Here is a 24,205-nt window from a genome sequence, read left to right as displayed (position 1 = left end):
AGCGGGATAGGTCCAGTAGTATTATGCCTGACGAATGGTCTCTGCGATTTGCGCGATCCCCGGTCCGATCCGATCGGGCGTGATCGAGGAATAGCCGAGGCGATAGTAGTTCTTTGGACGGTCGGGGCCCGAGAAGAAGGGCTCGCCCGGTTCGATATGAACGCTCTTGTGCTGCAACTGATGTGCAAGCTGCGTGGTATCTATATGTGTCGGTGCCTGCATCCAGATTGATGATCCGCCCAGCATTCCCCGGCCCGCGACCGTGAGGCCGGATTGACGGATCGCGTCATCGATGGCCACGCGTCTTTGTTGCAGAGCTTTGGACATCCGCCGGATCTGCGCATCGTAATGTCCGAGAGACAGGAAGTAGGCCGCCGTGCGCTGCACGTGCCCGGGGGGATGGCGCAACACCAGCGAACGCAAAGCACGCGCCTCGCGGATGAAGCTTTCGGACCCAACCATGTAGCCCAGCCGCAACCCCGGAAACAGCGATTTCGAGAAGCTGCCGACGTAGATCACGCGGCCCTCCGTATCCAGCGAGCGCAGTGCAGGTGAGGGTGCCCCCAGAAAGGACATCTCGAACTCGTAATCATCCTCGACGATCATCGCGTTCAGCTCTTTGGCGCGTTTCAAAAGGGCGTGCCTGCGCGCGATGGGCATCGTGGCCGTGGTGGGGCATTGGTGGCTTGGTGTGGTGAAGATGACATCGGTATCATCAGGTATCGCATCAGGCGGCAAGCCGTCCCGGTCGACGCGCAGTGGAGCCAGTTTGCATTCGGAATGCACCAGCAAATCACGCAGGGCATAATAGCAAGGGTCTTCGATGGCCGCTTTGCGATCACGGTTGAGCAACACGCGCGAGGCCAGCCACAAGGCGTTTTGGGCACCGAGAGTGATCAGTATCTCTTCCGGGCGCGCGGCAATACCGCGCCGGGGCAGAGTGTGGCGGGCGATGAACTCGATCAGCATCGGGTCGTCGCGATCCACATAATCCCCCGTTAGCGTATCGAAATCCTTGTGCCCCAATGCGCGCACAGCACAGAGACGCCAGTTGGCATGATCGAACAGCCCCCTGTCGGCCTGACCGTAGATGAAAGGATAGCGGTATTCGCGCCAGTTGCTGGGTTTCGGCAGTATGTCCCCGCCCGAGAACCGGCGCGCAAAGGCGCGATCCCAGTCTACCGTTTCGGTCTCGCGCCTCATCGGCGTATAGGTCGGCGGCACCGGCGCATTTTCCGAGACGTAATAGCCTGAGCGTCCCCTGGACGTGAGATAGTCATTGGCCAGCAGCTCGGTATAGGCCAGCGTGACCGTGATCCGGCTGACACCCAGATGCGCAGCCAGTTTTCGGGACGAGGGCAGTTTCTCTCCCACGTGGAAACGACCGGACAGGATGCCTTCGGCAATCAGCTGCTGGATCTGCGCCTGAAGCGTGCCCTGTGCGTTTCGTTCCAGAAAGAAAGTGTCGACCGAGATACTCATGGATCGCTTATATGCTGGACTTAAGTCGGGGGCAATCTGGACTTACTGTCAGAAGGTGATTGACACGAGGTGGCAAAAAACTAAATAACCAGAAATCTAGTTTAATGGAGTTGAAAAATGTGGGAATCAGCTGCTGCCGGGTTCTCGGCCATGGGGTCCGAAGCCCGGCTGAAAGTTCTCAAGACCCTGGTACGGGCCGGGCAGACCGGTTTGACTGTCGGAGAGATTCAGAACCGCACAGGCATCGCGCCGTCGACTCTGGCACATCACCTGCGATTTCTGGCCGCCGGTGGCGTTGTTGAGCAGGAGAAGATCGGGCGCAGCACGATCAACCGGGCGTGCTTTGATGAACTTAGAAACCTCGCGCAATTCATCCTCAGCGAATGCTGCGCGGACGAAATAGGAAAGGCCGCAAACGATGGCTGAGCTGACACAAAACCCCAAGCCGCTGGCGCGCAACGTAGTTGATCTCATCAAGACGCCATGGGCCTTGATCATAGCCTTGTTGATCGCCGTCGCGTTGCTCGATCCCGGCAATTGGACCGCGGTTGTGACATTTGCGGCCAAAGCGCTGGCTTATACCGGGCAATATATCCTGTTTGCGGTGCTGCTGCTGTCTTATCTCAAGGCGACGGGGGCCGAGGTGATGGTTGCCCGCGCCTTTGAAGGGCGCGAAACAAGGATGATCTTTCTGGCCGCGGTGTTTGGCGGTCTGGCGCCATTCTGCTCCTGCGAGGTGATCCCGTTTATCGCCGGGCTACTGGCGTTGGGTGCGCCCTTGTCGGCGGTCATGGCCTTCTGGCTGAGCTCTCCTCTGATCGATCCGCCAACCCTTTTGATCACCGCTGGTGCGCTGGGTTGGCCCTTTGCCATCGGCAAGGCGGTTGCCGCCGTTGCGCTCGGCCTGTTCGGAGGCTTCGCGGTCCGGGCTTTGATGCGTGGCGGTGCCTTCACCCAGCCCCTGCGTGAGTACAAACCTGCGGGCTGCTGTGGGTGTGGGCCAAAGAAAGATGACAAACCGGTCTGGCAATTCTGGCAGATGCCCGAGCGTCGGGTCCGCTTCCGGTCCGAGTTCGTTCATAACGGCCTGTTCCTGTTGAAATGGCTGGCGCTGGCATACGTCCTCGAGGCGCTGTTGGTCAGCTATGTGCCAGCGGACCTGATCGCGCGTGTCGTCGGGGGCGAAGGTGTGGTGCCCATTATCACCGCTGCTCTGGTCGGTATGCCTGCCTATCTGAACTCATATGTCGCACCGCCGCTGCTGGCGGGGCTGATGGAGCAGGGGATGACGGCAGGCGCTGCCATGGCGTTCATGATCGCGGGCGCTGTCAGCTCGATCCCGGCAATGGCGGCGGTCTGGTCTCTGGTCAAACCGCGTGTCTTCGCCACCTATCTGGTGCTGGGGGTCAGCGGGGCCGTCATCTCGGGCGTTCTGTTCCAGATGATCTGAAGGAAAAACCGCCCGGTGATGTCACCGGGCGGTTTTGCTCGTTAGCTTGCCTCGCAATAGCGAGGCAGTTTGAACCGGTATCTCGGTTCTCCACTCTCTACAAAGATGCGTTTTTCCACGCAGGCGCTAGTACCAACGCTTTGCGAGACCGGGGCCTCGGTCGACGTGATCGACGTCGCCGATCCATCTGGCAGACGCACCGACGCGATAACGCCGTTTTTTAGGTCTCCGTTGATCGGTGTCGCCGACAGCACGGGAACCGTCATGAACGAGTGGTGCTCGTGCTCGCCGCTGTCGTTCAGCAACAGCAATGCGGCAGCAACCGCGATCACCCCAACCCCACCCAGGATGGCAAGGCCTTTGGTTTTGATGAACGCATAGATCGAGACGGCGCGGTGCGGGCCGAAAATTGCGGATAGAAAGCTCAGCATTTCATTCCCCAAAAGAAAACGGCCCCAACCGGTCGGGTCGGGGCCATCTGCGCATCAGGGGCGCAGGTCGTCCTCGTCTTCGTCGCTGCCGTCACCTTTGGGCAGGTTGAAGAAGCTGTCGGCGTCGACGATGACATCATCGTCTTCCTTGTCCTCAGGCTCATCAGACAACGAGAAGGTTTCCAGACCTTCAATGGCGGTCGGAATCTTCGGTGCCGAATCCATTTCGAGTGACTGCTCGGTCGAGACCAGCTTGCGACGCTCATCATCGCTCATCACGCCGCCTTCGGCAGCTTTCTTCGCGGCAGCTTTCTGCACGATCGCATCCAGTTCGGACTGCTTACACAGGCCCAGTGCAACCGGATCGATCGGTTGCATGTTGGCGATGTTCCAGTGCGTGCGCTCGCGGATCGACTGGATGGTTGGCTTGGTGGTGCCAACCAGCTTGGCGATCTGACCATCGCTGAGTTCGGGGTGGAACTTGACGAGCCACAGGATCGAGTTTGGACGGTCCTGACGCTTGGACAGCGGGGTGTAACGCGGGCCACGGCGCTTTTCCTCGCCCGAGGCAGCCGGGTTGAACTTGAGCTTCAGCTTGTGCAGCGGGTTGTTCTGCGCCGAGTCAATCTCTTCCTGAGTCAGCTGGTTGTTGGCGATGGGATCGAACCCTTTGACACCTGCGGCCACGTCGCCGTCTGCGATGCCCTGCACTTCCAGCTCGTGCATGCCCACGAAATCCGCGATCTGCTTGAAGCTGATCGTGGTGTTGTCCACCAGCCATACGGCTGTTGCTTTGGCCATAAGCGGTTTTGCCATCAGCCCGTCTCCTATAAATACACCTGTCCCGTCGCCGGAATTCGGCGGCCCCGTGGTCTTGGGGCAGGTTTCCGTTGTCGGGGAACTTGGGGCCTATATAGTCGCGTCACGTTAAGAAGGGAAGAGGCGAATGCGCTGGGTGATTTTGTGGATGCTGAGTGCCGTGACTGCGTTGGCCGAAGGTGAAAAGGCGGGCGAGTTTGACTATTACGTCCTATCGCTCAGCTGGTCGCCCAACTGGTGCGCCCGTGAAGGGGATGCGCGCGGCTCGGATCAATGTGATGCGCGCTATGACCACGGATGGATATTGCACGGCCTCTGGCCGCAGTTTCATCAGGGTTGGCCCTCCTATTGCCGCACGCCCGAGGCTCCTCCATCGCGCAGCATGACCCGCGCAATGGAGGATATTCAGGGCAGCGCAGGTCTTGCCTGGCATCAGTGGAAGAAACACGGCACCTGCTCGGGGTTGTCCGCACCGGATTATTTCACCTTGTCGCGGGAGGCCTACGGTCGTGTCGCGCGCCCCAAGGTATTTCGTCAACTGGACACATCGGTAAAACTGCCCGCTTCGGTGGTGGAAGAGGCCTTTTTGAAGGCAAACCCCGAACTGCAGCGCGACATGATCACGATCACCTGCAAACAGGGCTATATCGAAGAGGTCCGCCTGTGCCTGTCGCGCGATCTTGATCCCGTGCCCTGTGGCCGCGATGTCATCCGAGACTGCGCGGCCAAAGACGCCTTGTTTGATCCGATTCGCTAGAGCTTCTTGTTCTGACAATCCCGCGCATAATCCAGCGCCTTGGCAGTCCCTTTCAGGTCAATCGCCATAACGGTCTGACCTTCTGGATTATAGACGGTCATTGTCTTGTTCTGTGCAATCGCGTTTACGAAATTCCGGTCGGTGAAGAACACGGTCGCACCCGGCACATCGCGCTCATTGAACCCTATGGCCGTGGCATCATAGCTCTTACCGTCCAGATCAAAGCGGATCGGATAGCTTTTTCCCTGTTCAATATCGCCCCAAGCTTTGTTGTAGACAGCGAAATACCCGCGATTGTCCAGCGCATCATAACCGAGCCGCACCACCGAGAGGTCCTGATACACCGTCTGGATCAGGCACCCATTCCCAAGCGCAGGGTCCATCATGATGTTCCAGCCTTCGACAAAGCCTTTGTCGACAAGGTCTTGCGCGAGGGCGGAGGTGGCTGTGAAGGCGGCGAAGGTGAGGGCGAGAAGGCGGGTCATCGGGGGCACTCCAAATATTCGCTGAATCTAACTACCTTTAGAGTAGTTCTGATATCTCCCAAAGGCGTTTTTTAAGCCGTGCAAATCCAAGTTGTGTTGATGTTGCCACTTCGAATTCCAGGCAAAACTCGTTCGACTAGCTCAAGATAGTCTCAACGCCCTTTGAAAGATGGAAAACACATCCTTGCGTTCTCGGCAGCTGCAGAAGTTCATTCAGATCAAGCCCCAACCAAAGCCCTCGCAACACCAGCGACGTAACGCCATGCGTAACAATGATTGCAGGTTCATCCTGTTCACTCAGAAAAGAATGAACCCTCCCAAAGATCGCATCAAAATTTTCTCCGTTGGGACTTTGGAAATACCAATGGTAGCTTTCGTAGGAACAGTCGATTTGCGTCCGGATGAATTCTCTGGTGGCCCCTTCCCATTGGCCGAACGCGATCTCCATTAGCCGATCATCGGGCACTGCCTTTTGGTGGTGGGCAATTGCCAACCGCGCTGTGTGTTGTGCCCGCTCCTGTGGGCTGACAAAGACTCGCGAGGGGGCATTCGGTATCCGACTGAGAATCTCCTTTTGCTTTCGGGCCTGAAACTTGCCGGTTTCAGTGAGTGGAGAATTTTTGCGGCCTTGGAATTTACCAAGTGTGTTCCACTCGGTTTCGCCGTGTCTCAGTACAAAAAGGTCGGGGTATTTACTCAAGACATGCACCTGAATTGAATGCAATTTGATTGTTGGATTTGGTGGCACTAGCAATGTCCGCAGATAGACAATGCCGATCTAGATCTCCTTCCGCGCCCGCAATGCCGCCGTGATTGTTCCGTCGTCCAGATAGTCCAGCTCGCCCCCAATCGGTACGCCTTGCGCCAATGAGGTCAGGCGGACCTGTCCCTCCAACTGATCGGCGATGTAGTGGGCGGTGGTCTGGCCATCGACGGTTGCGTTCAGAGCGAGGATGATCTCGGTGATCCCCTCGGCCACGACGCGGTCTTTTAACCGAGGAATGCGCAGCTCTTCCGGGCCGACCCCGTCAAGCGCTGAAAGCGTACCGCCCAGAACGTGATAACGCCCCTTGAACACACCGGCGCGTTCCATTGCCCAGAGGTCGGCTACGTCTTCGACCACGCACAGCTCTCCGGTCGCGCGATCCTCGCTATCGCAGATGTCACAGATATCGGTGGTGCCCACATTGCCGCAATTCAGGCACTCGCGGGCGGTGATGGCCACCTGTTGCATCGCGTCCGACAGCGGCGTCAGCAACAAGGCGCGTTTGCGGATCAGGTGTAGCACCGCGCGGCGGGCCGAGCGGGGGCCGAGGCCCGGCAGCTTGGCCATCAGGTCGATCAGATTGTCGATGTCACTGTTCGAACTCACTGCGCGTCCTCCTGCAAATGGGCCGGACTTGGGTGCCTAGCCTCGACTCCGTCAGGAGTGCCTATCAGAACGGCAGCTTGATGTCGGCGGGCAGGCCCATGCTTTCGGTAAGCTTGGCCATCTCTTCCTGCGAACGCTCGGCGGCTTTGGTTTGCGCGTCCTTGATCGCAGCCAGGATCAGATCCTCGACCACTTCCTTGTCGTCGCCGTTGAAGATCGATGGGTCAATATCGAGCCCTTTGAGCTCACCCTTGGCCGTGGCTGTGGCTTTGACAAGACCGGCACCGGATTCGCCAACAACCATCAGATTGTTCAGCTCTTCCTGCATCTCGGTCATCTTGGTCTGCAGGTCCTGTGCGGATTTCATCATCTTGGCCATGTCGCCCAGACCGCCGAGTCCTTTGAGCATCGATATTCTCCTGTAAATCGCGTTGCCGTCTAAATACGGGTGGCGCGGACCCGGCACAAGGGGCGAGGCGCGTCCCGTCCGTCGCCAAAGTCTTTGGGAAGGCCCTTCCGCCGGTTGAGCCTCACAGGTATCGCCTCGACCTCAATCCTCCTCGAACGGGTCCCATTCGTCTTCGACCTCAGGCAGGGCTTCGGTTTCGACCTGCGCCGCGCGTTGCTCAGGGGTTTCGATCTTGGTGATTTTGGCCTTCGGGAATTGCGCCAGCACCGCCTGAACCAAGGGGTGTTCGGTGGCCACATGCTTCAGCGCCAATTCTGCCTCATCGCGAATTTCAGCAATCGTTGCTGCATCGCCATCGGATACAATCGTCACGGCCCATCGATTACCAGTCCAGCGCTGCAAAGCTGATCCGAGCCGAGGGGCAAGGTCCGCGGGCGCATGGGGGGCGGGAGTAAACTCGATCCGACCCGGCTGATAGGAGACCAGACGTACACCGTTTTCAACTTCGACCAGAAGCTTGACGTCCCGATTGATCCGGATCAGTTCGACCACATGGTCGAAAGTAGGGTAGCGGGCCAGAGCGTTCGCCACGTCCTGGGCCAACGCTGCCGAGGGCGCGCCAGCTGGGTTGCGCGTTGCCGCATAGGTCGTTTGCGTCGCAACGGGGGTTGAGACGTTGCTCTGCGTGGCTGCCGGCAAGCCGCCTCCCGGCCCTCCGTTTGGAGGAGGCATGGGCGCATCCTGAAGGCGTTTTATCAACTCCTCAGGGCTGGGCAGGTCGGCCACATGAGTGAGGCGGATCACGGCCATTTCGGCGGCCATCATCGCGTTGGGCGCGGCGGCAACCTCTTCGAGTGCCTTCAGCAGCATCTGCCACATGCGGGTCAACACGCGCATCGGCAGGGCATCTGCCATCTGCTGGCCCCGGGCGCGCTCATCGGGCGAGACGGTAGGGTCTTCGGCGGCGTCTGGCGTGATCTTCACCACCGAGACCCAATGGGTAATCTCGGCAAGATCACGCAGAACGGCCAGCGGGTCTGCCCCTTCGGCATATTGGGCGCTGAGCTCGGTCAGGGCACCGGCAGCGTCGCCGCGCAGGATCATATCAATCAGGTCGAGTACCCTGCCACGATCCGCCAAGCCCAGCATCGCGCGCACCTGATCGGCGCTGGTTTCGCATGCGCCATGGCTGATCGCCTGATCCAGCAACGAGGTCGCGTCGCGGGCAGAGCCCTCGGCGGCGCGCGTGATCAGCGCCAGCGCATCTTCGGCGATTTGCGCGCTTTCGGCATCTGCGATCTTGCGTAGCAGGCCGATCATATCTTCGGGCTCGATCCGGCGAAGATCGAAGCGCTGACAGCGAGAAAGCACCGTGACCGGAACCTTGCGGATCTCGGTGGTGGCAAAGATGAACTTCACATGCTCGGGCGGTTCCTCAAGCGTCTTGAGCAGCGCGTTGAAGGCGCTGGTCGAGAGCATGTGAACCTCGTCGATGATGTAGATCTTGTAGCGGGCCGAGGCGGCGCGATATCGGACACTGTCGATGATCTCGCGAATATCATTCACGCCAGTACGGCTGGCGGCGTCCATCTCCATCACGTCGACATGGCGGCCCTCCATGATGGCCACGCAATGTTCACACTGGCCGCAAGGTTCGGTGGTGGGTTTGCCTTCGCCATCTGGGCCGATGCAATTCATGCCCTTGGCGATAATCCGGGCGGTGGTGGTTTTACCGGTGCCGCGGATGCCGGTCATGATGAAGGCCTGCGCGATGCGGTCGGCCTCGAACGCGTTTTTCAGCGTGCGCACCATGGCGTCCTGGCCAACCAGATCGGCGAAGGTTTCCGGGCGGTATTTTCGGGCAAGCACCTGGTAGGCGGGGCTGGGCGTGTCGGTCATGTCTGCTTTCGCGGATTCGAGTTCTGCCGCAGCGTAGAGGCCGCCGCCGTCCGCGTCCACCGCCCGACCGGATGATTTTCGTTTTGGAATGCGGGACGGGGCGGTTAAGATCAGACACTTGAAGACCCGTAGAAAGATCTTCTGATTAACGTTTCGGGGGGAACGTATAATGTCTCAGATGGTTATCCATGCACTTCAGGTTGGCGGAGGAACGCTCGCGCTGACATCGATGCCGGGTCGGGGTGGCGATTATCAAGGCGATCTGGATGCCGTCGCCGATTGGAAGCCCGGCCTGATCCTTTCAATGGCAACCGAGGTCGAGATGATACTCGATGGCGCCAGAGATTTCGGTATCGACGTTCGGAACCGCGCCTGCCGATGGGTTCATCTGCCGGTCGAGGACTATGGCACGCCATCACCCGAGGTGGACGAACGTTGGGTCGAAGCCAGTGCCGCAGTGCGTCATGCGCTGTCTGGTGGCGGGCGTATTTTGGTTCATTGCAAGGGCGGATGTGGTCGATCTGGTATGGCTGTACTGCGTTTGATGATAGAATGCGGCGAGCATCCGGATGCAGCGTTGCAAAGGCTGCGCGCGTTGCGACCCTGCGCTGTTGAAACCGACGAGCAGATGGAATGGGCGATCGCGCCCGCCGGTATTCTGGCTGCGGGCTGACTGTCAGGCAGACGGTCGGTATTCGGGTTGCACCGACGTAGTCTGGGCAAGTGTCAACACTTCGAGCATCGCGCATGGCGGGTTCGACAAGATACTTGTCGACAGTGCTGCGGTCTCGGTGCCGAACAAAAGGTCTGCGTAGCTGTCCAGATGCTCAATCGCGTCGTCTGATCCAGCACCGCAGAACACTCTGACTTCGTCGGCGCGCGCGCGAAAACGGGCGGTGCACCCATCCGTACAATGCGCCAGTTCGCTACTGCCCTGAATCTCGAATTCTGTAGTTGCCGCAGGGGCTGATTCCGCCATCGAGGTGGCCAGCGCCCGTGCGATTCGCGCCAAAGCCGGACAGGTTTTCCCCGTCCTTTGGCAAATTGTTGCCGAGAACTGGTGGGTTCCGGTTTTCCATATCATGATGCGCCCTCCGCGCGTGGGCTGAGGGTGTGAAACAGGTGGGACAGCACAGTGCAGTCTGGACCTGCCCGGACACCCCGCCCGAGTTTCAGTTTCGGTTCCGATGGCAGGTCTCCTGACTTGCGGGTCATCGCTTTGCCGACCTTCCCAGCCTTCAAGGCCAGTGGCGCTACGGCATTGCTCTCCGCTTACAGTTGCGGGGGCAGTCGCGGATTTGGTCCGTTCCGGATATTACCGGGCAGGGCCGCACCGTGTTCCCTTTTCATCCCGGCCTCGAACGAGGGAGCGGGAACCATCACCACATCGCTAGCGGTTGCGCACTTCCCGAGTCAAGCGGATTGAATGCCACAAGCTTACCTTTGGTCCAGCCACGTCAACCTTGACTCGAACGCGATCGAGTGAACTGATCGGTTCAGATAACGCATGAGGATCAGATGTTGGACGCTCAGCAAACCGTGATGACCGAGGAGTTCCGGTTCCCCGCCGGGCACGCGATGCTGTCCGCCCGCTTGTATCGGCCTGCGACCGATCCGGAAACGGTTGTGGTCATTAACAATGCCACAGGTGTACCACGAGATTACTATCAGCATTTTGCGCGTTGGCTGGCAGCTGAGCGCGGAATAGCCTGCCTGACCTACGACTACCGGGATTTTGGTCACTCGCTGACCGGGTCGCAGAAGGCCTCGACCGTGACAATGGCAGACTGGGCGCTGGTCGATATCCCTGCCGCACGGGCCGAGATGCGGCTTCGGTTTCCGGGTGCCAAGCTGTGGAGTATTGGCCACTCGCTTGGTGCGATGCTTGGGCCGGTGCAGTCGGATATCGAACAAATAGATCGGATGATCTGCGTCTGTTCAGGTCTAGTGACGCTCAAAGATCACCCGTGGCCTTACCGCGCGCTGGCTGCGTTGTTCTGGTATGGCCATGTGCCGTTGTTGGTCCGTGCTCTGGGATATCTGCCGGGCAAGGCGGTCGGTTTTGGTGAGGATCTGCCCGCGTTGATCTATTGGCAATGGCGCAAGTGGTGCACGGCTCCCGACAGCTATCTGCCCGAGATCGGAGAGACGCTGCCTCAGGCCCGTTGGTCCACCGCAGGCGGGCGTGTTGATCTGTTCGCCTTTGAAGATGACGAGATGGTGCCACCCGCAGCCGTGTGGCGGCTGGCCGATCTTTACGGCTCAAATGCCCATCGTCACCTGTTGTCGCCGCAGGAATTTGGTTTGCCAAAAGTTGGACATATCGGAGCGTTCGCCCGACGAAACGCAGCGGTTTGGCCCCGCCTGATCGACTGACCAGACGGGACGTTGCCTCACAGCTTCTTGCGCGACTTTTTCTGCTGCGTGACACTACGCACCATCTTGCCGAACGCTTTGTCCCGCGCGCGGGATTGAGCGATGGTTTCCGAGTTGCGCTGATCCTCGCGCCGCAACTTACGCCAACGCTCCAGCCGGGACGGGTCAAGCGTGCCGCTTTGGACCGCGACCTGAACCGCACAGCCGGGCTCGGTTTCGTGCTGGCAATCCGAGAAACGGCAATTCAGGCTCAGCTCCGTGAGGTCCGAGAAGACCTCATCGACTCCGTCCTGTGCATCCAGCAAACGCAGCGCCCGCATGCCGGGCGTATCGATCAGCCAGCCACCATTGCGCATCTGATGTAACGCGCGCGCGGTCGTGGTGTGCCGGCCCCGTGCGTCATCCTCGCGAATGCCCGCCGTGGCTTTTTCCTGCCCGGTCATGCCATTGGCCAGCGTGGTTTTACCCACTCCGGATGAGCCCAGCAGCGCACCGGTCTGACCCTTTGGGCACCACGAAAGAACCTGTTCGATCGCAGCCGGGTCCAGTGCATTGATCGCCAACACAGTCAGAAACGGATCGATGGCTTGCGCCTTTTTCACAAAGGTCTCGGGTGCATCGGAATTGTCGGCCTTGGTCAGCACGATCACCGGATAACACCCGGCCTGATGCGCAAGCGCCAGATAGCGTTCCAGCCGGGGCAGACTGAAATCGGCATTGCATGAGCTGACGATGAACAACACATCGACATTCGCGGCGATTAATTGTGCCGAAGCACCTGTGCCCGCAGCGCGACGCTGCAGCAGGCTGCGCCGGTCCAGCAGGTGGTGCACGCGTCTATCATTGTCTGCCAACACCCAGTCCCCAACCGCATAGTCGCCGGTGGGGTGGTTGGGGGTCAGCAACGGGATCTCGCCGTTGGGGCCAAGCCCGATCAACCGATCCCGATGAACGGCTGTGATGCGAAAGGGATTGCAGGTTGGGTCAGCCACGTGTTGCGCGGCAAAATGTGAGGACCATCCGAGGTCCGATAAAGAAAGAGACATTGGTCTGCCTGTTGTCAGAAACAGCGTGTCCGACAGATGGCGATCGCGCATCCGCTGGTCATGTGTTCAGGCAGTCAGAAGATCGTGTCGGATCAGAACCCGGCTGCCCGAAGGGTCATTGCTACAATCATAAAGCCCTCCTGTGGCTCAGGGGTTGATAAAGTGAGAGGCTGGACATCGACCCAAGCGGGACTCGTTGTGGCTGCTTCCTTCCGGACCTGACCAGGTTGGCGAGGCGCTCGCCCGCGCCAACCTCTCGACCCCCCATATAGGCCCGCTGCACCACATTGGCAACCCGTCAGAGGGTCAGTTGGATAGGCAGGAACCCGTCTTCGTCCAACGGCAGAACGCAGGGGTCATACTCGGCCAATTCATGCAGATAGGCACGGGCGGACGGGCCGGTGGTCAGAATTGCTCTGGCTCCGTTTGTCGGCCTTAGAATGAACGGGCGCGGCGCTTGCTCCAGCAGGTCATATGGCAGTTTGCTCGCCAGATAATCACGCAACACATCATGAATGAGCCACGCAGGCAGCGTGATCGGACAGGCATGTGGAATCGAAGGGAAATGCCCGCCGCCATTGGCGCGGTAATTGTTCGTTGCGACAATGAATTTCTGATCTGGAGTGATTGGATTGCCGCCCACCTTCAGTGAACGGATTCGGGAACAGGCCGGATTCGTCAGACGGCCAGCAGCGTCGAATCGTGCCGGTTGCGAGAGGTCGATCTCGTAAGTTGTGCCGTGCAGAACGTCGAAATTGAACCCTGCACGCTTCGGGTTGATCAGGTGCGAAGGCTGATCGGTCGAAAGCTGATTGAACACCCCAGCAGACATTTCTAGCCAGTCGCGCAGTTGCTCTCCTGTCACCTGCACCGCACGCAGCTCATTGGGAAAGACATGCAGATCGGCCACATGGCGGACCGAGATCTCGCCTGCGGGAACGTCGGTAAAATACTCCGGGCCTCCACGGCCTCCGGATTTGGCGGGTGCCGCGGCCGAGAGAATCGGAAGGCTCTCCCACTCGGTACTAGCCAGATGGAACCGTACGGCAGCAGCCTGAGCTGCCGCCAGCAACGCAAGCCCCCGATCTAAGGCGCAATAGGTGAAATAGCTGTGCAACGCCTTAGACACCGACCCCACGGGTTCAGAGACGCGTTTGCGCGCTTCCGCATGACCTATGGCAAAAAGTTGTTTCAATTCGGTGTCTTCCGGGATCGGCCCGGTTGCCGTTTTGATCGGGGTTGCACAGACCTGGCTTTCAACAATGCGCCAGCGGTGCTCAGCATCCTGTTTCAACTCAAGATCGATCACACCCAGATGCGAGCCCCCCCATCCCGGCATCACAACCGGTTTTCCATGTACCAGCCCTTGCTCGTGATCCACATGAGGCAAACCTTCATGCGCCTTGCCCGGCAGCGTCAGATGAGTGTGCCCGGCAATGAGCGCATCAATCCCCTCTATTGCGGCCAGCGGGATTACTGCGTTCTCCATCCCGGCTTCGGCTTCCACCTGATCCAACCCCGAATGGGCCAACGCCAGTACAAGATCACAGCCCTGGCAGCGGAGGTAAGATGCCGTCTGCGCCGCTGCTGTCAGAATGTCGGTGACCTCTGCCTGCTCCTGCAACATATGCGCCTCCCACCGAATGGTCTGCGGCGGCAGAACGGACAAAACACCAATACGGAGCGGAACGTCTTCGTCATCTACGGAAACCGTCCGCTGTAGGATCGCGTGAGGGACCCAGCGTTGAGGCGTGTGTGTTGTGCGCATATTGCTGCAAATCATCGGACAGGCGATCTGAGCAGCAATACGATTCACCAGATCCAGCCCGAATCCGAAATCGTGATTGCCCAACCCGATCGCGTCATATCCCAGAGCGTCGAATGCCTGTGAGAGCGGATGTATCTGGGTTGCGACGTCCGAGGCCCATTCTCCAAGCGAAGTGCCCTGCAACGAGTCACCATTGTCGAACAGTAATACCAGCGCGCCGTCGCACCGGGCCTGATCTCGGGCCGTTCGGATCAGGCTGGCGGTGCGGGTCAGGCCCCGGCTCGCCTCTGGAATGTCGGAATAATAGTCAAATGACGTCAAATGCATATGCAGGTCGGACGTGGCCAATATCCGAACCTTTGCGCAGGAATTACGCGTCTGCATTTGACGCGCCGAATTATCGTGTTTCAAAATTTCAACTTCTGACTGTCATCGTAACAGATTTTTCACCATGAGATGGACTTAGTGCAAATTCCGGGGCAATGCTGCGGTCTTTCGGCGGCAGATCAAAAATATTTTGTTTGTTCAAATTCCGTTGCACCGACAGCACAGACATGGCAGCCCTTGGCGCGGCAGGCGAGGACAACAGGCATGATACGCGCAGAACAGGTTACCTTTGGCGGCTCGGGCTTGAACCGGGCGGGACTGTTGCGGAGCGATCCAGAGAAGCTGGCGCTGGCCTACGATGATCCCAAGGCGCGTTGTTTGCTGCTGTGGCGTGGCAAGGTGCTGGTGCAGGGTGAAGCCCTGGACAAGCTGGCGCTGATCGCGATGGACCACGAGATTTTGCAAAATGGTTCGGACGGAGTGATCGAAAAGCCTATTCTGTTGGGTCTTTCGGACGATGCCGTACCTTTGTTCGCTATGGATATTTCCGGCTGGACGGCCGAAGGATTGGATTTGGCCGGTGTCGGAGAATTCGTGGATCGCAGTGAACAGCAGCACCCCGATCTGCCTGAGGGTCATGTCTTTGCCGAACTGCGTCGCATCATGACGCGCCTCAGCGCACGCGATGCAGAGCTCGCGGCGACGGCCAAGGCGGTGATCGGATGGCATGAGACGCATCGGTTCTGCGCTCGATGCGGTGCCGCCAGTGAGATCTCTCAGGGCGGATGGCAACGCAGTTGCCCCGCTTGCGGTGGCCAGCATTTCCCGCGCACCGACCCCGTGGTGATCATGCTGATCACACATGGCAATTCGGTTCTGATGGGGCGTTCTCCGGGCTGGCCGGAAGGGATGTATTCTCTGCTGGCCGGATTTGTTGAGCCCGGTGAAACACTTGAGGCGGCAGTGCGACGCGAGGTGATGGAAGAGGCCGGTGTTCCCGTCGGTGCAGTGCGTTATCTTGCCAGTCAACCCTGGCCGTTTCCCGCGTCCCTGATGTTTGGCTGCGCGGGTGAAGCTTTGTCGCCAGATATCCAGATTGACCCGGTTGAGATCGAAGACGCGATCTGGGTCAGCCGGACTGAAATGATGCAGGCTTTCGCGGGGGATCACCCGACCCTGTTACCGGCCCGCAAGGGCGCGATTGCGCATTTTTTGCTGCAACACTGGCTTGCAGACACGCTGGACTAACGAGAGACTGGCGGCGACGCGAGACAGAGAAGAACCGAGATGCAGTTTTCAGCACAGGAAGATATCGAAGTCCCGATCGACACGGTGTTTGCCATGGTGGCGGATTTCGAGCGTTTTGAGCGCATGGCCATACGCCGCGGGATCGACGTTCGGCGTACTTCCGGGTTTGCATCGCCGCATGCAGGTACGTCATGGGAGACGGTGCTGAAGATCCGCGGTAAGCCACGCCAGATTTCAATCGTGCTGAGCGAATGTGAAACGCCGTCGTTGATGCGATTTCAGGCCAGTAGCAAGGGTATGAACGGAGATACTCTTATTGAACTGCTGGCTCTGTCGCAGCGCCGGACACGGCTGAGCGTGATGACGTCGCTGAAAGCAAAGACACTGCCTGCCCGGCTACTGCTGCAATCCCTGAAACTGGGCCAGTCCCGGTTTCGCCGCCAGTTCCAGACACGTCTCAGCGACTTCGCGCGCGAGATGGAAGAACGTCACCTGCACGGGGTTTAAGGGAAAATCGATTGTATCAAACGGTGATCAGAGAGGCCCGGGAAAGCGATGCAGCGGGAATGTCAGCGGTCATGAAGGCTCGAAAAGAGCAGGAAAGCCTACTAAACCGAGTGATCCTGATTTCGCATTAAACCATTACATCAAGGCGTCAAATCGAATCCGTTGCTCGATTGCGGTGGGGAGAAATTCTGAAATTCTGGGGTTTCAGTCACTCAAATTCGCGACCGAAGGCAACCCATATGGAGCCACGGCGGGTTGGGGGATCATCGGTACTCATATCGATCCCGCTGCTGCGCGGCTCGGCATAGGGCGTGCTCTGTTCCAAGCCACTTTGGCCGCCGCGCGAGATTATGGAGTGGCAGCGATCGATGCCACGATCGGAGCCGAAAATACCGAAGGTTTGGCGTACTACGAGGCAATGGGGTTTCGCGAATACCGACGTATCGAGGGCGCTATCTGCAAAGCGTTCAGGTTGGTTTAGATAGTGGGATCTTACCCACGCGGTTGCGCCGCCGGGTATACGCCCAGCAGTTCAACATTGGTCGTGAAATGTTCCAACTCGTCCATCGCGAGTTTGACGTTATGGTCATCCGGATGACCTACGATATCGGCGTAAAACTGCGTCGCTGTGAAAGAACCATCGACCATATAGCTTTCGAGCTTGGTCATGTTGACGCCATTCGTCGCGAACCCACCCATCGCTTTGTAGAGTGCCGCCGGGATGTTGCGGACCTGGAACACGAAGCTCGTGATCATCCCGTGATTACCCCGGCGCGCAAGATCGACCTCGCGCGACATCACCAGGAACCGGGTTGTGTTGTCGCCATGATCCTCGATGTGGCGCGCCAGCACATTCAGGCCGTAGATCTCGCCGGCCAGTTCGCTGGCTAGCGCGGCCGAGTGAAGCTCACCTGCCTCTGCCACCTCGCGGGCAGCGCGGGCGTTGTCAGGGCTGACACGGCCTCGGATGTTGTGCTGTTTGAGGAACCCGGCGCATTGGGGCAGCAGAACCAGATGGGAATGGGCCTCGGTTATGTCTTCGAGCTTTGCGCCCGGAACCCCCAGCAGGTTGATATGCACCCGCACAAAGGCCTCATCTATGATGTGCAACCCGCTATGGGGTAGCAGCCGGTGGATATCCGCGACACGGCCATAAGTGGTGTTTTCGACCGGCAGCATCGCCAGATCGGCCTCGCCCGAGCGCACTGATTCGATCACATCTTCGAAAGTTCGGCAGGGCAGGGCGTCCATATCAGGGCGCGCGTTACGGCACGCCTCGTGGCTATAGGCGCCGGGTTCTCCCTGAAATGCAATGCGTTTGGTCATTTGGTCGTTTCCGTGCAACAAGTTCGCGAATTGGGCGTTTAGTCGCGGTGTCTATACCTTGCCTCTTCTCAGGGGAAGCCTTAGACACCCCCAAGACAGCTGAAATGGACACGCGATCAAAATGTTCGACACGATGACAGTTACCAAGGCCGCAGCAGGCCTGTTTGGCACCTTCCTGGTGCTTCTTCTGGCAAAATGGGGGGCGGACGTCCTCTATAGCTCTGATAGCCATTCTGCCGAAGCAGCTTACATTATCGAAACAGAAAGCGCGGGTGAAAGCGCTGACGGTGAAGAGGTCGTATTCGAAGACATGCTCGCCGCAGCCGATCCTGAGAAGGGCGCACGTGTGTTCCGCAAATGCACCGCCTGCCACAAGCTTGAGGACGGCGCCAACGGCACAGGTCCATACCTCTATGGTATCGTAGATCGCCCGGTCGCAACGGCCGAAGGCTTCACCGGCTATTCGGCTTCGATGCAGGCACATGGCGGCAACTGGACGCCGGAAGCTCTAGACGCGTTCCTCGAGCGTCCCAGCGCCTATATCTCGGGCACTTCGATGAGCTTTGCCGGCCTGAAAAAACCGCAAGAGCGCGCCGATCTGATTGCGTATCTGCAAACCATCGGCAATTGATCGACCGGTCAGAATTGAAGATTTCAAAGCCGCTGCCTGGTGCAGCGGCTTTAATTTTTTGTCTGACAAGAACTTCACAAAGCGTTCACGCATTCTAAACTTGCAACAGTAAGTGTTGGTCTTTTAGCTGGCCTGCACGACATTGAAGATCACAAATGACCCAGAGGACGAGCATAATGAAATCCCTTCTGACCGTACCGCGACCGCCAAAGTTTCAATCTTGGGCTGCGGTGCTTGGGATTTCGGCTACGGTCTTATTGTCTGGCGGAAATATTGCCGCTGCCAACGAAGAAGCAATAACGCGCAGTCATGGCTATTCTTACTTTGGCAATCTGGATTATCCGGTCGATTATCCGCACCTGAACTATGTAAATCCGGATGCGCCCAAAGGTGGTGAGCTATCGCTTGCCGGTTCGGGGACGTTCGATTCGCTGAACCCCTTCTCACGCAAGGGGCGCGCAGGCGCCCTGACGACGATCCAATATGACTCACTGATCGACAGCACTTCTGACAGTGTCGGGCAATATTATGGTCTTCTGGCCAACAGCATCGAGTATGATGAAGGCCGCAACTATGTGATCTTCCACATGCGGCCCGAGGCGACCTTCTGGGATGGAACTCCGGTCACGGCCGAGGATGTCGTCTATAGCCACCGTTTGTTCATCGAGCAGGGCCTGCCATCTTATGCCCAAGCCGTGGGGCGCATGGTCGAGAATGCCGAGGCGCTGGATGATCACACGGTGAAATTCACTTTCAACCCCGAAGTGACACGGCGCGGTCTGATCGAAACGGTAGGTTCAACGCCGGTCTTCTCAAAAGCTTGGTTCGAAGCGGATGAGAGCCGCCGTCTTGATGAACCCCGGCTGGAAGTGGCCGTGGGATCGGGCCCCTACAAGCTGGACAACTACGATATCAATCGCCGGATCGTGTACAAACGGCGTGATGACTACTGGGGTAAGGACCTGCCGATCAACGTGGGTCGGAACAACTACGATACCATCCGGATTGAATATTTTGCGGACCAGACCGCTGCGTTCGAAGGCTTCAAAGCGGGCGAATACACCATGCGCATCGAGAGCGATCCGAAGCTTTGGGCCTCCAGCTATGATTTTCCTAAGTTGAGCGAAGGCTCTGTCGTGCAGGATGAAATCGCTGACGGCAGCCCTCCGACGCCGTCGGGCTTTGTGTTCAACCTGGGCAAGCCGCAATTCGCTGACAAGAATGTGCGCAAGGCTATCGCGCTGGCATTCAACTTCGAGTGGGCCAATGAATCGCTGATGTTTGGCCTGAACTCCCCGCGCAGTTCCTTTGTGCAGGACACCCATCTTGAAGCAAAAGATGTGCCTGCAGGCGCAGAGCGTGCGTTCCTCGAAACTCTGGGCGATGTGGTGCCCGCCGCTGTTATGAACGAGCCTGCGCTGGTGGTACACGAATCCAATGCAGCCCGCCTGAATGATCGCCGTAACCTGCGCCAGGCGTCAAAGCTGCTGGATGAGGCCGGTTGGCCGGTGGGTGATGGCAATCTGCGCCGCAACGCTGAGGGGCAGACGCTGAAGGTCAATATTCCCTATGCTTCCAGCATTCCCACATCGACCGCAACGATGATTGAGACTTTTGTCCAGAACCTGCAATCCATTGGCGTAGATGCGACGGCGGAAAAGGTAGACCCGTCGCAGTTCACCCTGCGTCGGCGCGAGCGCGATTATGACATGGTGTATTCGACCCGTTACGGATCTTTCCTGTCCACGGGCGGCGGGCTGAGCCAGATGTATGGCTCGGAAGAGGCGGCGTTCAGCCTGTTTAACCCGGCGGGTCTTGCCAGCCCGCTTGTGGATGCCGTGATCGAAGCGTCATTCGACACCACAAATCAAGCCGAACAGGACGCGGCGCTTATGGCGCTGGATCGTGTGCTGCGCTATGAGTTCTTCATCATCCCGGATGGGTATGTGGCGGATTATTGGACAGCTTACTACGACATGTATGAATACCCGGAAAACCTGCCTCCGTTCACGCTGGGCTATCTCGACCTGTGGTGGGTCAACCCCGAGAAAGAGGCGGCACTGAAGGCGAAAGGCGCGCTGCGGTAACATGGGCGCCTATATTCTAAGACGTCTGTTGCTGGTCATACCGACCCTTCTGGGCATCATGATCGTCAACTTTACGCTGGTGCAGTTCGTCCCCGGCGGACCGATCGAACAGATCATCGCGCAGATCGAAGGTCAGGGTGATGTCTTTGCCGGCTTTGCAGGCGGCGGCGACGCCGGGGCAGGGGCCGAGCCCGCAGGCGGTGCCTTTGACGACAAATACGTCGGTGCCCGCGGTCTGCCGCCTGAGTTCATTGCTGAGCTTGAGAAAGAGTTCGGCTTCGACAAACCGCCACTCGAACGTTTTCTGGGCATGATGGGCAATTACCTGACACTGGATTTTGGCGAGAGCTATTTCCGCTCGATCAGCGTGATTGATCTGGTGCTGGAAAAGATGCCTGTGTCGATCTCACTGGGCTTGTGGTCGACGCTGATCGCCTATCTGGTCTCGATCCCGCTGGGTATTCGCAAGGCAATCAAGGACGGGTCGAGTTTTGATACCTGGACCAGCGGAGCCATCATTGTGGCCTATGCCATCCCCGGGTTCCTGTTTGCCATCCTTCTGCTGGTGCTCTTCGCGGGGGGCTCGTATTGGCAGATCTTCCCGCTGCGGGGGCTGACTTCGGACAATTGGGACAGCCTCAGCCTGTTCGGCAAGATCACTGACTATTTCTGGCATATCGCGCTGCCGATTATCGCGCTGACCATCTCGGCTTTTGCGACGCTAACGTTGCTGACCAAGAACTCATTTCTGGATGAGATCAAGAAGCAATACGTCATGACCGCCCGCGCCAAGGGCCTGAGCGAGGGCAAGGTCCTCTATGGCCATGTCTTCCGCAACGCGATGCTGATCGTGATCGCGGGCTTTCCGGCGGTGTTCATCGGGGTGTTCTTTGGCGGCTCGATCATCATCGAGACGATTTTCTCGCTGGATGGTCTGGGTCGATTGGGGTTCGAGGCCGCCGTGGCGCGCGACTATCCGGTGATCTTCGGCACGCTGTTCATCTTCGGTTTGATGGGGCTGGTCGTCGGAATCATCAGTGACCTGATGTATGTGCTGGTCGACCCGCGCATCGATTTCGAAAAGCGGGAGGGGTAAATGGCACTTTCTCCCCTCAACCAGCGCCGCTGGCGCAATTTCCGCCGCAACGGGCGGGCCTTCTGGTCGCTGATCATTTTCTCGATCCTGTTTGGCCTGTCGCTGTTTGCCGAGTTCATCGCCAACGACAAACCGATCCTGCTGAAATACCGGGGCGAATTCTATACACCGGTCTTCAACTTCTATGCCGAGACCGAATTCGGCGGCGATTTCCAGACCGAGGCGATCTATCGCGACCCTGAGGTTATGTGCCTGATCGACAGCGGGGGTCTGGATCAGTGTTTTGACGACCCCGAAGGGATTATTGACGAGATCAAGGCCGGCACATTCGAGGCCGAAGGCTTTGAACGCGGCTGGGCTATCTGGCCCCTGATCCCCTATTCCTTCAACACCAGCGTGGATCGTCCGGGCGCGGCACCGCTGCCGCCAAACGGCCAGAACCTGCTGGGCACGGATGACACCAAGCGCGATGTACTGGCCCGCGTGATCTATGGCTTCCGCCTGTCGATCCTGTTCACCTTGCTGGTGACCGGAGTGGCCAGTCTGATCGGGATTTTCGCCGGGGCCATTCAGGGCTTTTTCGGGGGCTGGCTGGACCTGATCTTCCAGCGCATCATCGAGATATGGTCGGCGACCCCGTCGCTATACGTCATCATCATCATGTTTGCGATTCTCGGGCGAAGTTTCTGGCTATTGGTGATTCTGATGATCCTGTTCAGTTGGACCGGGTTGGTGGGCGTTGTGCGCGCCGAATTCCTGCGGGCGCGCAATCTGGAATATGTCCGCGCCGCCCGCGCGCTAGGCGTGGGCAACATGACCATCATGTTCCGCCACATGCTGCCCAACGCGATGGTGGCCACGCTGACCTTCATGCCCTTCATCGTCACCGGCACCATCGGCGGTCTCGCTTCGCTGGACTTTCTGGGCTTTGGTCTGCCTTCGTCGGCCCCATCTTTGGGCGAGCTGACCCTGCAGGCGAAACAGAACCTGCAGGCCCCGTGGCTGGCCTTCACCGCCTTCTTCACCTTTGCCATCATGCTGTCGCTTCTGGTCTTCATCTTCGAAGGCGTGCGCGATGCGTTTGATCCTAGAAAGACCTTCTCATGAGCCTGCTGGATGTGAACAACCTCAAGGTCTCGTTCCGGCAGGATGGGCAGGTTTCGGCGGCGGTAAAAGGCGTTTCCTTCACCGTTGATCGGGGAGAAACGGTGGCGCTGGTGGGTGAATCCGGGTCAGGAAAATCCGTCACCGCGCTCAGCACCGTGTCGCTGCTGGGGGACAGCGCGATTGTCGAGGGCTCGGTCACGTATGACGGGCAAGAGATGATCGGCGCGTCCGAAGACAGGTTGATGGATGTGCGCGGCAACGACATCAGCTTCATCTTTCAGGAGCCGATGACCTCGCTCAACCCGCTGCACACGATCCAGAAACAGATGGCGGAATCGTTGGCGCTGCATCAGGGGGTGTCGGACAGCGACGCGCGGGACCGGATTGTGGAGCTGTTGACCAAGGTCGGTATCCGCGACCCGCAGGATCGTCTGGACAGCTATCCGCACCAACTGTCGGGCGGGCAGCGTCAACGTGTGATGATCGCAATGGCACTGGCCAACAAGCCGGATATCTTGATTGCGGACGAGCCTACGACAGCGCTGGACGTGACCATTCAGGCGCAGATTCTGGAGCTGCTGGCCGAACTGCAGAAATCCGAGAATATGGGGATGCTGTTCATCACCCATGACCTTGGCATCGTGCGCCGCATCGCCGACCGGGTATGCGTAATGAAGGATGGCGAGATTGTCGAAACCGGCGTGACCACCGAGATCTTCGACAATCCGCAACACCCGTATACACGCAAGCTTTTGGCCGCCGAGCCGTCGGGGCAACCCGATCCGGTGGCCTCGGATGCCGAAGAGGTCGCACGCACCGATCACCTGAAAGTCTGGTTCCCGATCCAGCGTGGCTTCCTGAAACGGACCGTGGGCTATGTGAAGGCCGTCAATGACGCGACGCTCAGCGTGCGCGCGGGTGAAACGCTTGGGATCGTGGGTGAGAGTGGGTCGGGCAAGACCACACTGGCGCTGGCGATCATGCGTTTGATCGCGTCCGAGGGTGGGATCACCTTCCGCGACCAGAACGTTCGCCGCTGGTCAACGCGCGAGTTGCGGCGGCTGCGCAAGGACATGCAGATCGTGTTTCAGGACCCGTTCGGTAGCCTCAGCCCCCGGATGACTTGCATGCAGATCATCGCCGAGGGGTTGGCCATTCACAAGATTGATCCCCACCGCGCCCCGCGAGATCTGGTGGCCGAAGTGATGACCGAGGTCGGGCTGGACCCCGCCGCGATGGACCGCTACCCGCATGAGTTTTCAGGCGGCCAACGCCAACGGATCGCCATCGCGCGCGCCATGGTGTTGCGGCCCAAGCTGCTGGTTCTGGACGAACCGACCAGCGCGCTGGATATGACCGTGCAGGTTCAGATCGTAGATCTGCTGCGCGACCTGCAGCGGAAGTATGGGCTGGCCTATCTGTTCATCAGTCACGACCTGAAGGTAGTGCGGGCGATGTCCCACAATGTCATCGTCATGCGCAACGGCGATGTGGTCGAAATGGGCGCTGCCGAGGATTTGTTCGAACATGCCCAAACCGACTACACCCGCGAACTGATTGCGGCGGCGGGCTGACGAGCAGC

The 24,205-nt window shown here is 58.8% G+C and carries 25 protein-coding genes, 1 other RNA gene and 1 riboswitch; of the genes, 13 read left to right on the top strand and 13 right to left on the bottom strand.

What is annotated here, in order from left to right; translation table 11 throughout:
• Positions 1 to 21 precede the first annotated feature (21 nt).
• On the bottom strand, positions 22 to 1,482 hold the full coding sequence (gene pdxR / locus ACR0IV_RS16610) for a MocR-like pyridoxine biosynthesis transcription factor PdxR (RefSeq protein WP_480659754.1): 1,461 nt from the start codon (positions 1,480 to 1,482) through the stop codon (positions 22 to 24).
• 117 nt (positions 1,483 to 1,599) lie between these two features.
• Between pdxR and ACR0IV_RS16605 the strand changes: the two genes are divergently transcribed.
• Both ACR0IV_RS16605 and ACR0IV_RS16600 read left to right on the top strand, forming a co-directional pair.
• The gene (locus ACR0IV_RS16605; RefSeq protein WP_480659753.1) at positions 1,600 to 1,908 is read left to right on the top strand and encodes an ArsR/SmtB family transcription factor; all 309 of its coding nucleotides are present in this window, start codon (positions 1,600 to 1,602) and stop codon (positions 1,906 to 1,908) included.
• Complete coding sequence (locus tag ACR0IV_RS16600) at positions 1,901 to 2,932, top strand: permease (RefSeq protein ID WP_480659752.1); 1,032 nt, start codon at positions 1,901 to 1,903, stop codon at positions 2,930 to 2,932. The genes ACR0IV_RS16605 and ACR0IV_RS16600 overlap by 8 nt, the downstream gene beginning before the upstream one ends.
• Before the next feature lie 41 nt (positions 2,933 to 2,973).
• Here the strand turns inward: ACR0IV_RS16600 and ACR0IV_RS16595 are convergent, their stop codons facing one another.
• Complete coding sequence (locus tag ACR0IV_RS16595; RefSeq protein WP_480471775.1) at positions 2,974 to 3,363, bottom strand: hypothetical protein; 390 nt, start codon at positions 3,361 to 3,363, stop codon at positions 2,974 to 2,976.
• Positions 3,364 to 3,417: 54 nt separating this feature from the next.
• A complete protein-coding gene (locus tag ACR0IV_RS16590; protein ID WP_480659751.1) occupies positions 3,418 to 4,179 on the bottom strand; it encodes a DUF1013 domain-containing protein in 762 nt (253 codons plus the stop codon).
• 130 nt (positions 4,180 to 4,309) lie between these two features.
• Here ACR0IV_RS16590 and ACR0IV_RS16585 point away from each other — a divergent pair, with 130 nt between their 5' ends.
• Complete coding sequence (locus ACR0IV_RS16585; RefSeq protein ID WP_480659750.1) at positions 4,310 to 4,939, top strand: ribonuclease T2 family protein; 630 nt, start codon at positions 4,310 to 4,312, stop codon at positions 4,937 to 4,939.
• Here the strand turns inward: ACR0IV_RS16585 and ACR0IV_RS16580 are convergent.
• The 5 genes from ACR0IV_RS16580 to ACR0IV_RS16560 all read right to left on the bottom strand — a co-directional run bounded on the left by ACR0IV_RS16580 (position 4,936) and on the right by ACR0IV_RS16560 (position 9,104).
• The gene (locus ACR0IV_RS16580; protein ID WP_480659749.1) at positions 4,936 to 5,424 is read right to left on the bottom strand and encodes a hypothetical protein; all 489 of its coding nucleotides are present in this window, start codon (positions 5,422 to 5,424) and stop codon (positions 4,936 to 4,938) included. The genes ACR0IV_RS16585 and ACR0IV_RS16580 overlap by 4 nt on opposite strands.
• A gap of 136 nt (positions 5,425 to 5,560) precedes the next feature.
• Positions 5,561 to 6,124: a histidine phosphatase family protein gene (locus tag ACR0IV_RS16575; protein ID WP_480659748.1), complete on the bottom strand. Its 564-nt coding sequence runs from the start codon at positions 6,122 to 6,124 to the stop codon at positions 5,561 to 5,563.
• Positions 6,125 to 6,202: 78 nt separating this feature from the next.
• Entirely contained in the window at positions 6,203 to 6,796 is a 594-nt protein-coding gene (recR, locus tag ACR0IV_RS16570) for a recombination mediator RecR (protein WP_480659747.1), read from the bottom strand.
• Between the two features lie 64 nt (positions 6,797 to 6,860).
• Positions 6,861 to 7,205, bottom strand: a complete 345-nt coding sequence (locus ACR0IV_RS16565; RefSeq protein ID WP_480471780.1) for a YbaB/EbfC family nucleoid-associated protein — start codon at positions 7,203 to 7,205, stop codon at positions 6,861 to 6,863.
• A gap of 141 nt (positions 7,206 to 7,346) precedes the next feature.
• Entirely contained in the window at positions 7,347 to 9,104 is a 1,758-nt protein-coding gene (locus ACR0IV_RS16560; RefSeq protein WP_480659746.1) for a DNA polymerase III subunit gamma/tau, read from the bottom strand.
• A gap of 169 nt (positions 9,105 to 9,273) precedes the next feature.
• On the opposite strand from ACR0IV_RS16560, the gene ACR0IV_RS16555 reads away from it, so the two are divergent.
• Entirely contained in the window at positions 9,274 to 9,777 is a 504-nt protein-coding gene (locus tag ACR0IV_RS16555; RefSeq protein WP_480659745.1) for a protein-tyrosine phosphatase family protein, read from the top strand.
• Between the two features lie 3 nt (positions 9,778 to 9,780).
• Here ACR0IV_RS16555 and ACR0IV_RS16550 read toward each other — a convergent pair whose 3' ends face one another.
• Positions 9,781 to 10,188, bottom strand: coding sequence for a hypothetical protein (locus tag ACR0IV_RS16550; protein WP_480659744.1), 408 nt, complete (start codon positions 10,186 to 10,188; stop codon positions 9,781 to 9,783).
• 88 nt (positions 10,189 to 10,276) lie between these two features.
• A riboswitch (cobalamin riboswitch) is annotated at positions 10,277 to 10,500 on the bottom strand.
• 122 nt (positions 10,501 to 10,622) lie between these two features.
• Here ACR0IV_RS16550 and ACR0IV_RS16545 point away from each other — a divergent pair.
• Positions 10,623 to 11,480 carry an alpha/beta hydrolase family protein gene (locus ACR0IV_RS16545; RefSeq protein WP_480659743.1) on the top strand — a complete coding sequence of 286 codons (858 nt, stop codon included), beginning with the start codon at positions 10,623 to 10,625 and terminating at the stop codon, positions 11,478 to 11,480.
• Positions 11,481 to 11,497: 17 nt separating this feature from the next.
• On the opposite strand, the gene rsgA is transcribed toward ACR0IV_RS16545, so the two are convergent.
• From rsgA to ACR0IV_RS16530, 3 genes are all read right to left on the bottom strand, one after another.
• Positions 11,498 to 12,577 carry a ribosome small subunit-dependent GTPase A gene (gene rsgA / locus ACR0IV_RS16540; protein ID WP_480659742.1) on the bottom strand — a complete coding sequence of 360 codons (1,080 nt, stop codon included), beginning with the start codon at positions 12,575 to 12,577 and terminating at the stop codon, positions 11,498 to 11,500.
• 109 nt (positions 12,578 to 12,686) lie between these two features.
• Positions 12,687 to 12,785, bottom strand: an RNA gene (gene ffs, locus ACR0IV_RS16535) — signal recognition particle sRNA small type.
• Positions 12,786 to 12,824: 39 nt separating this feature from the next.
• Positions 12,825 to 14,678, bottom strand: a complete 1,854-nt coding sequence (locus ACR0IV_RS16530) for a bifunctional 2',3'-cyclic-nucleotide 2'-phosphodiesterase/3'-nucleotidase (protein ID WP_480659741.1) — start codon at positions 14,676 to 14,678, stop codon at positions 12,825 to 12,827.
• A 207-nt stretch (positions 14,679 to 14,885) separates the two neighbouring features.
• Here ACR0IV_RS16530 and nudC point away from each other — a divergent pair, with 207 nt between their 5' ends.
• From nudC to ACR0IV_RS16515, 3 genes are read left to right on the top strand one after another with little or no spacing between them, the layout of a single operon-like run.
• Complete coding sequence (gene nudC / locus ACR0IV_RS16525) at positions 14,886 to 15,869, top strand: NAD(+) diphosphatase (protein ID WP_480659740.1); 984 nt, start codon at positions 14,886 to 14,888, stop codon at positions 15,867 to 15,869.
• A gap of 39 nt (positions 15,870 to 15,908) precedes the next feature.
• A complete protein-coding gene (locus ACR0IV_RS16520; protein WP_480659739.1) occupies positions 15,909 to 16,376 on the top strand; it encodes an SRPBCC family protein in 468 nt (155 codons plus the stop codon).
• Positions 16,377 to 16,386: 10 nt separating this feature from the next.
• A complete protein-coding gene (locus ACR0IV_RS16515; RefSeq protein ID WP_480659866.1) occupies positions 16,387 to 16,857 on the top strand; it encodes an N-acetyltransferase family protein in 471 nt (156 codons plus the stop codon).
• A gap of 11 nt (positions 16,858 to 16,868) precedes the next feature.
• On the opposite strand, the gene ACR0IV_RS16510 is transcribed toward ACR0IV_RS16515, so the two are convergent.
• On the bottom strand, positions 16,869 to 17,702 hold the full coding sequence (locus ACR0IV_RS16510) for a prephenate dehydratase (protein WP_480659738.1): 834 nt from the start codon (positions 17,700 to 17,702) through the stop codon (positions 16,869 to 16,871).
• A gap of 121 nt (positions 17,703 to 17,823) precedes the next feature.
• On the opposite strand from ACR0IV_RS16510, the gene ACR0IV_RS16505 reads away from it, so the two are divergent.
• From ACR0IV_RS16505 to ACR0IV_RS16485, 5 genes are all read left to right on the top strand, one after another.
• A complete protein-coding gene (locus ACR0IV_RS16505; protein WP_480471790.1) occupies positions 17,824 to 18,333 on the top strand; it encodes a c-type cytochrome in 510 nt (169 codons plus the stop codon).
• A gap of 176 nt (positions 18,334 to 18,509) precedes the next feature.
• On the top strand, positions 18,510 to 20,420 hold the full coding sequence (locus tag ACR0IV_RS16500; protein WP_480659737.1) for an extracellular solute-binding protein: 1,911 nt from the start codon (positions 18,510 to 18,512) through the stop codon (positions 20,418 to 20,420).
• Position 20,421: 1 nt separating this feature from the next.
• Positions 20,422 to 21,516: a microcin C ABC transporter permease YejB gene (locus ACR0IV_RS16495; protein ID WP_480471792.1), complete on the top strand. Its 1,095-nt coding sequence runs from the start codon at positions 20,422 to 20,424 to the stop codon at positions 21,514 to 21,516.
• Complete coding sequence (locus ACR0IV_RS16490) at positions 21,517 to 22,623, top strand: ABC transporter permease (protein WP_480534208.1); 1,107 nt, start codon at positions 21,517 to 21,519, stop codon at positions 22,621 to 22,623. It abuts the gene before it with no gap.
• Positions 22,620 to 24,197 carry an ABC transporter ATP-binding protein gene (locus ACR0IV_RS16485; protein WP_480659736.1) on the top strand — a complete coding sequence of 526 codons (1,578 nt, stop codon included), beginning with the start codon at positions 22,620 to 22,622 and terminating at the stop codon, positions 24,195 to 24,197. Before ACR0IV_RS16490 ends, ACR0IV_RS16485 begins: the two co-directional genes overlap by 4 nt.
• Positions 24,198 to 24,205: the final 8 nt, after the last annotated feature.

The organism is Ruegeria sp. C2 (genome assembly GCF_056537765.1).
This window is presented reverse-complemented; position numbering and strand designations above follow the sequence as displayed.